The sequence below is a fragment of the Thioalkalivibrio versutus genome (assembly GCF_001020955.1).
In the GTDB taxonomy this organism is placed as follows: domain Bacteria; phylum Pseudomonadota; class Gammaproteobacteria; order Ectothiorhodospirales; family Ectothiorhodospiraceae; genus Thioalkalivibrio; species Thioalkalivibrio versutus.
The window spans coordinates 558286-570922 of sequence record NZ_CP011367.1; the positions used below are offsets into that span (position 1 = coordinate 558286).

At 67.0% G+C, this 12637-nt stretch carries 12 protein-coding genes and 3 pseudogenes; 7 read left to right on the forward strand and 8 right to left on the reverse strand.

Features of this window, described 5'->3' with window-relative positions; translation table 11 throughout:
* Positions 1–69: 69 nt before the first annotated feature.
* From TVD_RS02690 to TVD_RS02705, 4 genes and pseudogenes are all read right to left on the reverse strand, one after another.
* Positions 70–450: a hypothetical protein gene (locus tag TVD_RS02690; protein ID WP_012983458.1), complete on the reverse strand. Its 381-nt coding sequence runs from the start codon at positions 448–450 to the stop codon at positions 70–72.
* 84 nt (positions 451–534) lie between these two features.
* Positions 535–1641 carry an alkene reductase gene (locus TVD_RS02695; RefSeq protein WP_047250743.1) on the reverse strand — a complete coding sequence of 369 codons (1107 nt, stop codon included), beginning with the start codon at positions 1639–1641 and terminating at the stop codon, positions 535–537.
* Between the two features lie 91 nt (positions 1642–1732).
* Positions 1733–2869, reverse strand: a complete 1137-nt coding sequence (locus tag TVD_RS02700; RefSeq protein ID WP_047251883.1) for a glycerate kinase — start codon at positions 2867–2869, stop codon at positions 1733–1735.
* A 10-nt stretch (positions 2870–2879) separates the two neighbouring features.
* A pseudogene (locus TVD_RS02705) lies at positions 2880–4245 on the reverse strand (GntP family permease).
* 123 nt (positions 4246–4368) lie between these two features.
* Between TVD_RS02705 and TVD_RS02710 the strand changes: the two are divergent.
* The 3 genes and pseudogenes from TVD_RS02710 to TVD_RS02720 form a co-directional block, all read left to right on the forward strand.
* Positions 4369–4941, forward strand: coding sequence for a Spy/CpxP family protein refolding chaperone (locus TVD_RS02710; protein ID WP_047250744.1), 573 nt, complete (start codon positions 4369–4371; stop codon positions 4939–4941).
* 73 nt (positions 4942–5014) lie between these two features.
* Positions 5015–5668 carry a cupin domain-containing protein gene (locus TVD_RS02715; RefSeq protein WP_047250745.1) on the forward strand — a complete coding sequence of 218 codons (654 nt, stop codon included), beginning with the start codon at positions 5015–5017 and terminating at the stop codon, positions 5666–5668.
* 57 nt (positions 5669–5725) lie between these two features.
* Positions 5726–5971: pseudogene (locus tag TVD_RS02720) on the forward strand (sodium:proline symporter); the annotation flags it as partial.
* A 31-nt stretch (positions 5972–6002) separates the two neighbouring features.
* On the opposite strand, the pseudogene TVD_RS13920 reads toward TVD_RS02720, so the two are convergent.
* A pseudogene (locus tag TVD_RS13920) lies at positions 6003–6320 on the reverse strand (GIY-YIG nuclease family protein); the annotation flags it as partial.
* Entirely contained in the window at positions 6317–6643 is a 327-nt protein-coding gene (locus TVD_RS02725) for a DUF3634 family protein (protein ID WP_024326553.1), read from the reverse strand. The pseudogene TVD_RS13920 and the gene TVD_RS02725, both read right to left, overlap by 4 nt.
* A gap of 225 nt (positions 6644–6868) precedes the next feature.
* Here TVD_RS02725 and TVD_RS02730 point away from each other — a divergent pair, with 225 nt between their 5' ends.
* Together TVD_RS02730 and TVD_RS02735 are read left to right on the forward strand one after the other, a co-directional pair.
* Positions 6869–7228, forward strand: coding sequence for an MbcA/ParS/Xre antitoxin family protein (locus TVD_RS02730; RefSeq protein ID WP_024326552.1), 360 nt, complete (start codon positions 6869–6871; stop codon positions 7226–7228).
* Between the two features lie 12 nt (positions 7229–7240).
* Positions 7241–7987, forward strand: coding sequence for an RES family NAD+ phosphorylase (locus TVD_RS02735; RefSeq protein ID WP_047250747.1), 747 nt, complete (start codon positions 7241–7243; stop codon positions 7985–7987).
* 135 nt (positions 7988–8122) lie between these two features.
* Here TVD_RS02735 and TVD_RS02740 read toward each other — a convergent pair whose 3' ends face one another.
* Both TVD_RS02740 and TVD_RS02745 read right to left on the reverse strand, forming a co-directional pair.
* Positions 8123–9283 (reverse strand): hypothetical protein, encoded by a 1161-nt coding sequence (locus TVD_RS02740; protein WP_047250748.1) that lies wholly within the window; start codon positions 9281–9283, stop codon positions 8123–8125.
* Between the two features lie 45 nt (positions 9284–9328).
* Positions 9329–9784, reverse strand: coding sequence for a hypothetical protein (locus TVD_RS02745; protein WP_047250749.1), 456 nt, complete (start codon positions 9782–9784; stop codon positions 9329–9331).
* Positions 9785–10312: 528 nt separating this feature from the next.
* Between TVD_RS02745 and TVD_RS02750 the strand changes: the two genes are divergently transcribed.
* Both TVD_RS02750 and TVD_RS02755 read left to right on the forward strand, forming a co-directional pair.
* On the forward strand, positions 10313–10936 hold the full coding sequence (locus tag TVD_RS02750; protein WP_205622094.1) for a hypothetical protein: 624 nt from the start codon (positions 10313–10315) through the stop codon (positions 10934–10936).
* A 314-nt stretch (positions 10937–11250) separates the two neighbouring features.
* Positions 11251–12162: a D-hexose-6-phosphate mutarotase gene (locus tag TVD_RS02755; RefSeq protein ID WP_047250751.1), complete on the forward strand. Its 912-nt coding sequence runs from the start codon at positions 11251–11253 to the stop codon at positions 12160–12162.
* Positions 12163–12637: the final 475 nt, after the last annotated feature.

A 12637-nucleotide genomic window follows, 5' to 3' on the forward strand; every position in this document is an offset into this window, starting at 1 on the left:
CACTCCCCATTGATGACGATCCAGGCTGCGCCCCGAAAGGCGTCAGCACGCTACGTTCGAATCAACGGGTCAGGCGGGCGGCCCGCGCAGCGGCGGCGCGAGCCAGGGAGGGGATGCGCGAAGGGGCCAGGCAAGGTCGGCGATGCGCGGGGGTGCGCGTGGGGTCGCCACGGACAGGTCGCCGGCCGTGGTGGGCAGCGCCGCGCCGGGCAGATCGAATCCGATCACCGGCTTGCCGGTGGCCTGCGGCGTCAGATCGACCTCGGCCGCCTCGTTATGATGGTGCACATGCTCGGCATCGTGCGCCGCATGCAGCGGCGAGGGGTGATCGTGATGATCGTGATCGCCCACGTGCAGGTGCAGCCCTGCGCCCTGCAGCAGGGGCACGGCCAGCACCAGGCTCAGGACCAGCAGGGCGTGCAGCCACGTATGACGGTTGGCAGTGCGCATCGAGCCGCAGTCTACGCCGGGTCCAGGAAAAGGGCAAGACGCCACGCGTGCATGGGTTGCGTAAATGACCCCCGGGGGTCGGTTTCAGTCGGATAGCGCCGGGTAGTCGGTGTAGCCGTGTTCGTCGCCGCCGTAGAAGGTGGCTTCGTCCCACTCGTTGAGCGAGGCGCCCCGGCGGAAGCGCTCGGGCAGGTCCGGGTTGGCGATGAACGGGCGGCCGAAGGTGACCAGGTCGCAGCGGCCGGCGTCGATGCGCTGGCGGGCCTCTTCGGCGGTGTAGGCGCCGTTGCCGATGTAGGTGCGGCTGAAGCGCGAGCGGATGGCGTCGATGATGGATTCCGGACGGCCGGTCTCGTGGTTGCCCTGGAAGGAGTCCTCCACCACCTCGATGTAGGTGATGCCGGTAGCGTCCAGGGCCTCGGCGAAGGCGCTGTACGTTTCTAGCGGATCATCATCGTGCATGCCGTTGAAACTGCCGGTGGGGCTCACGCGGATGCCGACACGTTCCGGTCCCCAGATCTCGATCACGGCGCGCACCACCTCCAGCGGCAGGCGGATGCGGTTCTCCACCGAGCCCCCGTAGGCGTCGGTGCGATGGTTGCTGCCACTGCGGATGAACTGGTCCAGCAGGTAGCCGTTGGCCGCGTGGATCTGCACGCCGTCGAAGCCCGCCGCCTTGGCGTTTTGCGCGCCCTGGCGATACTGCTCCACGATGCCGGGTAGTTCGTCGAGCTCCAGTGCGCGGGGTTCCTGTACCTCGACCATGCCGGATTCGGCACTGATGAAGGTGTAGGCCCCGTCGGGCTGGATGGCGGAGGGCGCCACCGGCTTCTGGCCGCCGGGCTGCAACTCCGGACGCGAGATGCGGCCGACGTGCCACAGTTGCGCCTGGATGCGTCCCCCGGCGCCATGCACGGCCTCGGTGACCTTGCGCCAGCCGTCCACCTGCTCCTGCGAGTGGATGCCCGGGGTGAACGCATACCCCTTGCCCTGCGGCGAGACCTGCGTCGCCTCGCTGATGATCAGGCCGGCACCGGCGCGCTGGGCGTAGTACTCGGCGTTCAGGTCGGTGGGCACGTCGCCCGGCTGCGCCGCACGCGAGCGCGTCAGCGGCGACATCAGTACCCGGTTTGGCAACTCCAGCGGGCCCAGGGTATAGAGGCGAAAAAGGGCGTCGTCCTGCTTGTTCATGGGGCTTCCTTGGGGTTCGTATCGATCCGTGCTGCGGTTCGGACCCGGATCAACCGAACACGTTCCTTTCAGACGGGAGCATTCCGCTGCTTCACGGTCGGATACCCGGCTCGGCCGCCTCGATCAGGGCACGGGTGCGCTCGGCGATGTAGTGTGCGGGGCGGGCCAGGGCCTGGTCCAGGGTGATGCTGCCGTCGCACAGGGCGCGGGCGTCGCTCAGGCCGAAGGCGGCCAGTTCGGCCGCATCGCAGGCAATGGAGCCGGCGACCGCCACCACCGGAACCTGTTGCTCCCGGGCGCGCCGGACGACCTCCGCGACCACCTTGCCGTGCGAGGTCTGGCCGTCCAGCTGGCCCTCGCCGGTGATGACCAGGTCGGTTTCGCGGATCGCGGCATCCAGTCCGATCAGCTCGGCCAGGTAGCCGGCCCCCATGCGAGCGCGACCGCCGAGGACGCAGTCCAGCGCGAAGCCGAGCCCGCCGGCGGCGCCGGCCCCCGGGGTATCGACGGGCCGCTGCAATTGCCCCGCGGCCTCGATGGCGGCGGCCAGGCGCTCCATGTGGGCATCCATGGCCGGGATGTCCGCGGCCTCCAGGCCCTTCTGCGGTCCGAACACGGCCGCCGCGCCATGCGGCCCGGTCAGCGGGTTGTCGACGTCGTTCAGGACCGTGATGTCGACGCGGGCCAGGCGTGGGTCCAGTGTGTCGAAGTCCACCCGTTGTAGATCCGCGAGGCCCGAGGGGTGGGGCGGCAGGCGTTGCCCTTGCGCATCGAGGAAACGCACGCCCAGCGCGGCCAGCATGCCCGCGCCGCCGTCCACCGTGCCGCTGCCGCCGAGACCAATCAGCAGGTGTTCGGCGCCCGCGTCCAGGGCGGCCAGCATCAACTCGCCGACCCCGAAGCTGTGGAGTTGCCAGGGGTCGTGGCGATCATCGGGGATCCGGTCCAGGCCGCAGGCAGACGCGACATCGATCACCGCGCGCCGCTCGCGATGATCGCAGCCCCAGCCGGCGCTCAGGTGGGTGCCGGTGGGGCCGGTCACGTCGGACAGGTGCCAGGCCCAGCCGAGGGTATGGCTGACCAGGCGGGCCGTGCCCTCGCCACCGTCGGCCATGGGCAGGGCGCGTATCCGGGCATCCGGTCGGGCGGCATGCACCCCGCGGGCCATGGCGGCGGCCACGTCCTCGGCCTCCAGGCTGCCCTTGTAGCTGTCCGGGCATACCACCACCCGGAATTGGTCAGACAAAAATGAGCCCCAGGATGTAGATGGTGATCATTGCGCTGATGCCCTGTAGCAGCGTGGCGGTGGTGAACGCCTTGTACGCGGTGGACACCTTCATGCGGCTGAACTGGGTGACCACCCAGAAGAAGCTGTCGTTGGCGTGCGAGACGGTCATCGCACCGGCACCCACCGCCATCACGGCCAGGACCATGCCCATGGTGGAATCCAGACCCAGCGAGGCGAGCATCGGCGCGATCATGCTGGAGGCGGTGACCAGTGCCACAGTGGACGAGCCCTGGGCGGACTTCAGCGCCGCCGCGATCAGGAACGGCACCAGCAGGCCCAGGCCCAGGCCGCTCAGCAGGTCGCCCAGCTGATCGCCGATCGGGGTCTCGCGCAGCACGTTGCCGAAGGCGCCGCCGGCCCCAGTGATCAGGATGATCGGGGCCGCCAGCAGGATGGCGTCGACCGTCATCTGGTGGAAGCGATCCTTGATGCCGGCGCCCTTGATCAGCAGCAGGGCGAAGATCACGCCGATCGCCAGCGCCACCACCGGGGTCCCGAGGAAGATCAGCGCGGCGGCGAACAGGCCGGCGTCGGTATCGCGGGTGGCCAGCGAGGCAACGGAGCCGATGGAGATCAGCACGATCGGCGCCAGGATCGGCATGAACGCGCCCAGGGTCGTCGGACGGTGCTCCAGCTTGATCTCTTCCCTCTCGACCTCCTGCCCGGTGGCCTCGCTGATCGGGTCCGGTTCCAGCAGCTCTTCGTCATTGGCATGCGCGTAGCGGCTGGCCCACAGCCAGCCCACTGCGGCCGCTACGGCCGAGACGAACAGCCCGACCAGGATCACCAGGCCCAGGGCATCGGCGATGCCGATGTTGCTGGCCGCCGCGATCGGTCCGGGGGTAGGCGGCACGAAGTTGTGCGTGGCGAACAGCCCGGTCGCCAGCGCGACACTCATGGCCACCACCGAGATGCCGGCGGTCCTGGCCAGCGCGTTCTTCAGCGAGTTCAGGATCACGTAGCCGGAGTCGCAGAACACCGGGATGGACACGATGTAGCCGATGATCGAGACCGTCAGGGTGGGGAAGCGGTCGGACAGCGCGCGGGCGGATGATCGCCTCCGCCATCACCACGGCCGCGCCGGTGCGGTCGAGGATGACCCCGATGATCGTCCCCAGGGCGATCACGATGCCGATGTAGCCCAGGGTGCTGCCGAAGCCGTCGTTGATGACGCTGATCGCCACGCGCGGCGCGATGCCGCCGATGATCGCCATCGCGAAGGCGGCGATCAGCAGGGCGAGGAACGGATGTACGCGCAGTTTCGCGGTGGCGAATACCAGCGCGGCGACGACCACAATCAATCCGATAATCAGCATGTCGCGTCCTTTTGCCTTTTTATGAGTATCGATCCGGAGTCTAGACGTCCGTGAGCGATTCGGTGCCCCATGATCGATGGGGCGCTACAATCCAGACGCCATTTCTTGCCAGGAGATTCCTTCATGCGTCGTGTTATCGCGTTTTCGGGGTTGGTGGGCGCCAGCCTTGCGCTGGTGATGTCCGCATCGGCCGCGGCCAATCCATATTCCGGGTTGCAGGAGCGCGAGATCAAGGCACTCTCCGCACAGGAGACCGAGGACCTCCTGGAAGGGCGCGGCATGGGGATGGCGCTGCCGGCCGAGCTGCACGGCTACCCGGGCCCTCTGCATGTGCTCGAGGTGGCCGCGGAGCTGGGCCTGACGAGCGAACAACGTCGCGAGACCGAGCGGCTGTTCGAGACCATGCGGGAGCAGGCGCGCCAACTGGGCCGGCGCATCGTGGAGCGCGAAAGGGAACTGGACGAGCGCTTCGCGGAGGGCGCGATCTCCAGCGATACCATCGAGACGCTCACGGTCGCGATCGGCGAGCTGCGCGGCCGCCTGCGCCACCTGCACCTGTCCTACCACCTGAAGATGGATGCGTTGCTCAGCGAGGAGCAGAAGGTGCGCTATCGGCAGGCCCGCGGTTATCACGGCGAGGCGGAAGACAGCCCGGGAGATGGCCATCATCACGGCCATCCGGGCCACCACCACTGAATGCCCGTGCCCTTCCCGGCAAGGAACTAATTGCGTGGCACCGCGTTCGACTGAAGAGACGATCGGAGCGCGCATGACGGGAGCCCTGAACCTGGATCTGAACCGGCCGGTGGTCGTGGAGACGTTGGCGCAGCCCTGGAGCGGCAGCCGTGCCGACGGCGTGGTGCGCAAGCCGCTGGAACGCGAGCAGGCGGAAGCGGGCCGCGCCACCAGCATCGTGCAGTTCCAGCCCGGAGCCCGCTTCCCGCCGCACACGCATGCGCTGGGCGAGGAGATCCTGGTACTGGACGGCGTGTTCTCCGACGAAGCCGGTGACTATCCCGCTGGCACCTACCTGCGCAACCCGCCGGGTTCCCGCCACACGCCGCACTCGGATCCCGGCTGCACGTTGTTCGTGAAGCTGGAGCAGTTCGCGCCCGAGGACCGCGAGAAGGTGGTGGTGGATACCCACTCGGCGCCCTTCCAGCCGGGCATCGGCGGCTTGCGCGTCCTGCATCTGCACAGCTTCGGTGCCGAGCACACCGCACTGGTGCACTGGCCGGCCGGCGAGCATTTCCAGGCCCACCGGCACTGGGGCGGCGAGGAGATCCTCGTGCTGTCTGGCGAGTTCATCGACGAGCACGGACGCTATCCCGCCGGCACGTGGATCCGCAGCCCGCATTCGAGTCAGCACGATCCCTGGGTGGAGGAGGAGACGCTGATCTATGTGAAGACCGGTCACCTGTGACGCCCTGTGCCCGGGTCTGCGCTTCGACAGGCTAAGGCGCCGGGGTCGGGTACAGCGATCCTCTTTCTGGCGCTGTACTGGTCGCGAATGACGCGCAATGGGGCGCTGGCGGGGATGGTGGTCGGCGCAGCCACGGTGATCCTCTGGAACCTGGCCGAGGGCGGGCTGTTCGACGTCTACGAACTCCTGCCCGGATTCCTCTTGGCCACCGTAGCCATCGTCGTTGTCAGCCTGCTGACGGGCGGGCCGTCGGAGTTGGTGCAGCGCCCGTTCCAGGCGTCCCGGCGGCGCCCCGCGGACTGACCGCGGTGGAGCACCGGTCAACGACGGCGTCGCGGGCCCACTGGCGGGCCAGCGAACGCTTGGTACGCGGCGAGGTCTGTTTGACCCGGTGTTCCTCGCGCAGGGCCTCGTTGCGCGAGGCGAAGCCGCGGGCCGCCAGTAGCTGTACGGGTTTGTGCATGCGGGTGAACCGGGCCCCGCGCCCGGCAGCGTGGGCAGCCATGCGCGCCGCCAGGTGCGGCGTGATTCCGGTATAGATGCGCCCACCCTGGCATTCCAGCAGATAGACGTACCAGGTCCCGTCACGCGGCCCGGACACGGCCGCGGCAGGATTCGGCACCACGGCTTGTGCCGCGCGGGCCGGGGTCATCGGCGTTTCTTGCGGCGCTTCTGGCCTACCTTGATGCGCTGCAGCGCGGCCTGCAGTTCAGCGTGGGCCTCCTTCGGGATCGAGGACGATCCGCGCAGGCGCAGCCCCTCCTGGCGGCGGATCGCGGTCAGCCGGCCCTTCTGGATAGCGTAGCGTCGCGCCACATCCCGCACCGTGTGCTGGAACGTCTTTGGCGGATCACCGCGGCGGACCCGCGGGTGTCCGTCCTCGATCTCGATGCTGAAGATGATGCTGACCTGCCAGATCAGCAGGGCGCCCGCGACCAGAAGCAACGCAATCATCAACAGCAGCGAGATCAGCATGGCGTTCCCTCCAGCGGGATGGGCCCGAAGGATTCGGGCCGTGGGGCAATGGGCTGGGCCGATCGTAGCACTCCAGCCCCGGTTTGCGATTCCATCGTGTCCACTCGGGCCCGACAGAAGGGACTTTGTCCGCAATGGAATGGCCTGAACCGATATGCTTAAAGAATGTGCTATCGGCACATCCGTTGGTACGATGTGTCATATGGAGCTGTTTGGAGAGGCGTCATGAGCGCTACAGAAGGCCTGGCCGCGGAACGCGCGGATGTCCTGCGCGAGGCGCTGGTCAATGCCGGCAAGGCGCTGGGCCTGACCCAGGCGGAGCTGGGAGAGGTGATCGGACGCGGGCGTACGGACATCAGCCGGGGCAACGTCGACCCGGCCAGCAAGCCGGGTGAGCTGGCGCTGTTGCTGATTCGCTGCTATCGCGCCCTGTACGTCCTGACCGGCGGGGATGCCAGTGCGATGAAACACTGGATGCAGACGCACAACCACCACATCGGCGGCGTGCCCGCCGAGCAGATCCGCACGGTGCAGGGCCTGGTGGGCGTGCTGGAGTATCTTGACGCGATCCGCGGCAAGCTATGAGGGCAACCTGACATGTCGGACTGGGATGCCCTGGTCGAAGCGGCGCCGCGTGTCACGCTGAGAGGGGAGGTCCTGCGCCTGGTGGAGAGCCAGGAGCAGGTTGCCACCAACCAGATTGTCAGCTCGCTCGACCGCCAGGCCGTTCTGGAAGAGATGCTGGAGGCCACCAAGCCGCCCCGGCGCCCGGGTACGGAACGGCTGCACTACCTGCTGGCGACGCCGTTTCGCTACCCGCCGCTACGTCACGGATCGCGCTTCGGCCGTCGCCACGAACCCAGCCTGTTCTACGGCGCCCTGCGCGAGCGCACGGTCCTCGCCGAGGCGGCCTACTACCGGTTTGTGTTCTGGCATGGCATGGCGACCCCGCCACCGCGCAAGCTCGATACCCAGCACACGTTGTTCGCCGCACGCTACCAGAGCCCCAATGGCTTGCAGCTCCATCAGCCCCCGTTCGCTGAACACGCGGACCTGTTGCGTCATCCCGCCGACTATCAGGCCACCCAGGCCCTGGGCGCCGCGCTGCGCGAGGCCGGCATCGACCTGTTCGAATACCCGTCCGCCCGCGATCACGAGGCCGGCCTGAACCTCGGGCTCTTCAATGCGCGCCCGTTTACCCGCAACAAACCCACGCGCCAGGATCCCTGGCTGTGCCAGCTCACCGCCGACCACGTCCGTTTCCTCAAGCCCCGCGACGGCGCCCTGCACGACTTTCCCCTGACCCAGTTCCACTACCAGGGCCGGCTGCCGCTACCCGCCTGACAGCCGTACCCACACCCGTCATTGCGAGGCCTCGCAGAGGCCGTGGCAATCGGTCGGACCCGCCCACAGGGCCTCGATGCTCTCCCTGTGAATGTGCTGCGGAGTCCGGGCTGGAACCCGCATGGCTGTTGTGCCTCATGGAGACTGTGCGATCTTGGAGCGATCGGTGTCGAGCCGGATCCAGGGAACGCCGAGGCGGCCCGGGTATTCCTCCAGCAGCAGCCGGTCACCTGCTCGAACGGAGTGATATAGCCAGCGATCGACGCGGATTCCGCGCTTCTCTTGAGGGCCGTCCCACCCAGAAAGTTTCAGGTAGTGAAGGGTATAGCCACGCCCCCGCTCGGCTGTCTTGTCGCGCACTTCAACAGGGTGTCCCAGAGCGGAGGACCGATCAAAACTCATATTGACGTCCCGAAGAAGCGCGTAGCTGGTCATGGCAGCGCCGATCAATCCGGCTAAAGCCAGTTCGATCAGGACAAGGTGGGTACGGGAGGTGCGTCCCAGCCAGGCGATGGTCAAGGCCGCCAGCAGCGCGAATACGACGATGCCCGTGCTTATCGAAAGCGACACCATCTCCGATGCTCGAATGGGGCCGGGGAGGGGCCAGAAGATTCTCTGGTGCAGAAATAGAAAGCCGGTGATCAGCATGGCGGAGCTGATGCTGACGATCAGCACGGCCTTCCAGGCCAATGGGTCTTTCTGCCCACGAGCGGTTTCGGGAATCTCCGATTCCATGGCTTCGGAGAGCTCGCGAAGCAGCGGGACGAACACCTTCAAGGGTGCCGAAAGGCGACTACGGCTCCGGCGTCTTTGCGCCACGACCTCGACCCATACCCGCTCGCATCGTATGCGCAACTGCCTAAAGCGGAGTCCGTTGGCTTCGCACTCACGGTAAATGCGCAGCATGGCCTCCTGCGTTGTCCCGCACGCTTTCAGCGTCCGGCAGAGCGGTGCCTGGTCGGCGACCAAATAGAAGATCCGGTCGAATTCGGGGTTGCCTGTGCGGCAGGCCACCGAAAGCCCTATGGTGGTGAACAGCACATCCCACCAGCGACGCACTTTTACGCGGAACTCAACATCCGGTGCCGGGTAGTAGCCAATGCGCTCCAGGGGTGCGGAATGGCGGCCTCGGTAGACATAGTTATAGAGCGGGTCCCCGAGTGGGGGCGCTTGTTGGTAACCCGGTACTGGCTCAGGTGTTGAAGAAGACCGGCGTTCCCATCGATCCTCGAGCCGGCGTCGGTAGACCCACACCGCCATTCCGATGAGCGTGACGAATCCAGCAAACATCCACATGCGCACGTCCCCTGTGGCAGCGTGTGACAGTGAACCCGTCGGGTCCTACTCGGTGTCATTCCGGGGTGAGCGGCCCGGCCGCCACTCGGCCTGCATCGCAAACAGTTCGATCAGAGCCTGGGCATTCGGATCGTCACAGCCGTGTTCGTCGATGCGCTGCCTTACCTGGGTCTGGATGTCTTCCTGGCCACGCAGCAGGGTGGCCGCGATCTGTTCTCCCGTCGCTTCGGGGTGCTGGTCCTCCAGCGCCATGACGGATTGCAGGTAGATCATTTGCTGGTTGGCCAGAAACGCGACCATCTGGTCGTCATCGATTTCGTCACAGCGGGCCGCGGCCGTACTGGATGCGACGAACTGACTCAGGATGTTCAGGATCTCGGGCCGCTCGTCGGCGCTTGCCGGGCTGGCGAGGCCGGATATCAGCAGGAATAGCCCGGCCGTGGCGGCGAGAAGCCGGCGAGGTGGCTGGCGGGTAACGGGGCATGGGGCGGCAGGGCGCACATGCCCCGCGCGGACAGAATTAGAGAATCCTTTCTTCATCGTTTCCCTCCCTGGAAACATCGCGAGCCCATTGATCGGTCGCGCCCACAATCTAGCTGCTGTTTCCCGACCTGTCATCCCTCGTCCTTCTACGGGGCACCACGTCATTGCGAGGCGTCGCAGAGGCCTCGGCAATCGGTTGGAGACGCCCCGATCGCCGGCCGGCTGAGATGGTGAAGAACGACAAGGCCAGGCTCCGGGGGTATGAGTTATGGGGCCATTCGCGGCGGAACAAGAATCGACCTTTCGGCGTACCGACTTTGCTCGAGCCGGCCTCTTTCTGCGTACCCGACACGGCCGCCGGGCCTGGTCTACACTCCCCGAAAAATTGCATGCACCTTGCGATCCAGGAATGAGTCCACCATGGCCAGGCGTGGTTTCGGGCCGGCGGCCCAATGGCAACCGAACGATCGTTCCCCCGTCTCCGAGCCGAATCCGGAAGCGGGGGCGAGGAGTGGTGGTTCGCCGCCCGGGGGAGAGGTCAATCCGGTGGAGGGGCAACTGGAATTCGTGAAGGTCTCGCCGCTCCGGCGGCTTCCGTTTTTTGGCAGGGGCGGACGCAATATCGCGGAATTGAAGCAGGTTGGCACGCCTGTCGCCTGGCTACGGCGGCCCAGCGGTGGGTTTGCGGCGTGGTTCGGCAAGCCGGAGCTGCATTTCGCAACCACGCGCCTGCGCCTGGCCGACCCATCCGACGCGGGGTTTCTGGAGCAGATCCAGCGAAATCTCCGTTTTTTCGGGATGCCCCAGCGCCAGGGGGTCTGGCGGGCCGGCGCGGGCACGGTGACGCAGATCGAGGAAACCAGCGTTGACGACGAGAACCTGAGCGGGCGGTTCCGTTACCGCGAAAGGGATTACCACATAAGCGGTCAGAAGACGGGCTGGCGCGTCCTTTTCACCTACACCCTCCGGGATGCCCAGGAGGTGGTTGCCACATTCCAGCCCAAGGCTGAGTCGAGGCTGGATGGCGGCTGGTTCGTGGAGGTCAATCATCCGCGACCGCTTGGCGCCATCGCCATTGCCTGTCACATGGCCATGTGGCTTGAAGAGAGCGTGACTACCTCGGGCGGTGGCGGTGGTGCCGGAGGTGGTGGCGGCGGAGGCGGCTGCTGACGGTCACGCCCCTCAACGAGGCCCGTTGCTCAACCCCCGCGACGCTTCCCTGCTCGACTGCCCCCTGACGCAGTTCGTTTATCAAGGTGTCTGCCGCAACTCGCCTGATACCCGCATCCGAACCCGAACCCGTCATTGCGAGGCCTCGCAGAGGCCGTGGCAATCGGTCGGAGCGTGCTGGGTCGCCCGTCGGTCTCAATGCCGGGGCAGAAGGCCCGACCGGATCCGGCGCCCTTGATCCCGGCATCCGTGCAGGCACTCGGCGCGCCACGGGGTCTGCTACGCTTCGGCCCTTGTCGGACAGGAGAGATCAGATGACGGTTGCAGCGCTCACGGAACAGTTTCCGCATCCCGAAGTGCGGTTTCGCCAGCAGGATGCGCTGGTGATGGTCGATATCGAGAACGCGCACGGCAGCGCGACGATCACGACCTTTGGCGCGACGCTGCTGAGCTATCGCCCGAAGGGTGGTGCCGATGTGCTGTGGGTGAGCGATACCGCGTTGTACGACGGCAAGAAACCGGTGCGCGGCGGCGTGCCCGTCTGCTGGCCATGGTTTGGCCCGTACGATCCGGCCGCGCTGGGGCCCGACCCGAGCGACGAACACAAGAAGGGTCACGGGATCGCCCGCTATGCGTTCTGGGATGTCGAGTCCGTGGAGTCGGTCGGCGATGCCACGCACGTCGTGTTCGTGCTGACCCCGGACGACGACATCCGCAAGGCCTGGCCGCTGGAGTTCTCGCTGCGCCTGCACGTCACCCTGGGCGAGACCCTGGAGATGACGCTGGAGGGCGAAAACCGCAGCGATCGCGAGTGGCGTGTGTCGGAGGCCTTCCACACCTACTTCGGCGTGGGCGAGGCCGAGGGCCTGGTAGTGCGCGGGCTGGACGGGACCACGCGGATCGACAAGCTGGCGGACGGTGAACGCGGGACGCAGTCCGGCGACGTCGCCATGACGACCCCGATGGAGCAGGTGTTCGTCGGCCACCCGGGCACACTCGTGATCGAGGACCGGGACAACGCGCGCGAGATCGTCATCGAACGGGAGAACAGCGCCAGCAGCGTGCTGTGGAACCCCGGCCCGGAAGGCGTCCAGTCGTTCGCCGACATGCCCGACGACCAGTACCGCAAGACGGTCTGCGTCGAAGTCGCCAACGCCCTGGACGATGCCTACCCGCTCGCCGCGGGCGCAACCTACGTCATGACCATGCGGCTCTCCGTACGCTGAGCCAGCCGCGGGGCAACGCCCCGGCGTGGCCTCTCCAGCCTCGCCGATTGGATCGCGGGGCGAGCGGCCTCACCAGGACCCGTTATGGCGAGTGCGGCGCGGCAATCCCCCCGAGGGGGGAAGCCACCCGGCTGGATTGCCACGTCGCTGCGCTCCTCGCAATGACGGGGACGAGGCACTCGCGCTTCCTGCGCAACGGGGCATGTGGGCCAATCAGGTGGAGTGGCCCTGCGTCGGTATCCCGCTGACCCTGGTATTTCGCGGGTCCCATTCCCCGTCATTGCGAGGCCTCATAGAGGCCGCGGCAATCGGCCGGACTGGCCCGGATGCCGATCGGCCAGGGTGGAGAGAGGACTCAGGCTCGGCCCCGGCACCCGTGACAAACCACGCTCCGTCATCCCGGCTCACCGCTTTGCGGTGTCCGGGATGACGCAGGTGGGGGGTGGAATGGGGATGGTCCTAACCCTTTGCCCTG

Excerpts from the sequence above, each read along its gene's own strand:
- TVD_RS02690 (WP_012983458.1), bottom strand. The coding sequence starts at position 450 with ATGCGCACTGCCAACCGTCATACGTGGCTGCACGCCCTGCTGGTCCTG.
- TVD_RS02695 (WP_047250743.1), bottom strand. The coding sequence starts at position 1,641 with ATGAACAAGCAGGACGACGCCCTTTTTCGCCTCTATACCCTGGGCCCG.
- TVD_RS02710 (WP_047250744.1), top strand. The coding sequence starts at position 4,369 with ATGCGTCGTGTTATCGCGTTTTCGGGGTTGGTGGGCGCCAGCCTTGCG.
- TVD_RS02715 (WP_047250745.1), top strand. The coding sequence starts at position 5,015 with ATGACGGGAGCCCTGAACCTGGATCTGAACCGGCCGGTGGTCGTGGAG.
- TVD_RS02725 (WP_024326553.1), bottom strand. The coding sequence starts at position 6,643 with ATGCTGATCTCGCTGCTGTTGATGATTGCGTTGCTTCTGGTCGCGGGC.
- TVD_RS02730 (WP_024326552.1), top strand. The coding sequence starts at position 6,869 with ATGAGCGCTACAGAAGGCCTGGCCGCGGAACGCGCGGATGTCCTGCGC.
- TVD_RS02735 (WP_047250747.1), top strand. The coding sequence starts at position 7,241 with ATGTCGGACTGGGATGCCCTGGTCGAAGCGGCGCCGCGTGTCACGCTG.
- TVD_RS02740 (WP_047250748.1), bottom strand. The coding sequence starts at position 9,283 with ATGTGGATGTTTGCTGGATTCGTCACGCTCATCGGAATGGCGGTGTGG.
- TVD_RS02755 (WP_047250751.1), top strand. The coding sequence starts at position 11,251 with ATGACGGTTGCAGCGCTCACGGAACAGTTTCCGCATCCCGAAGTGCGG.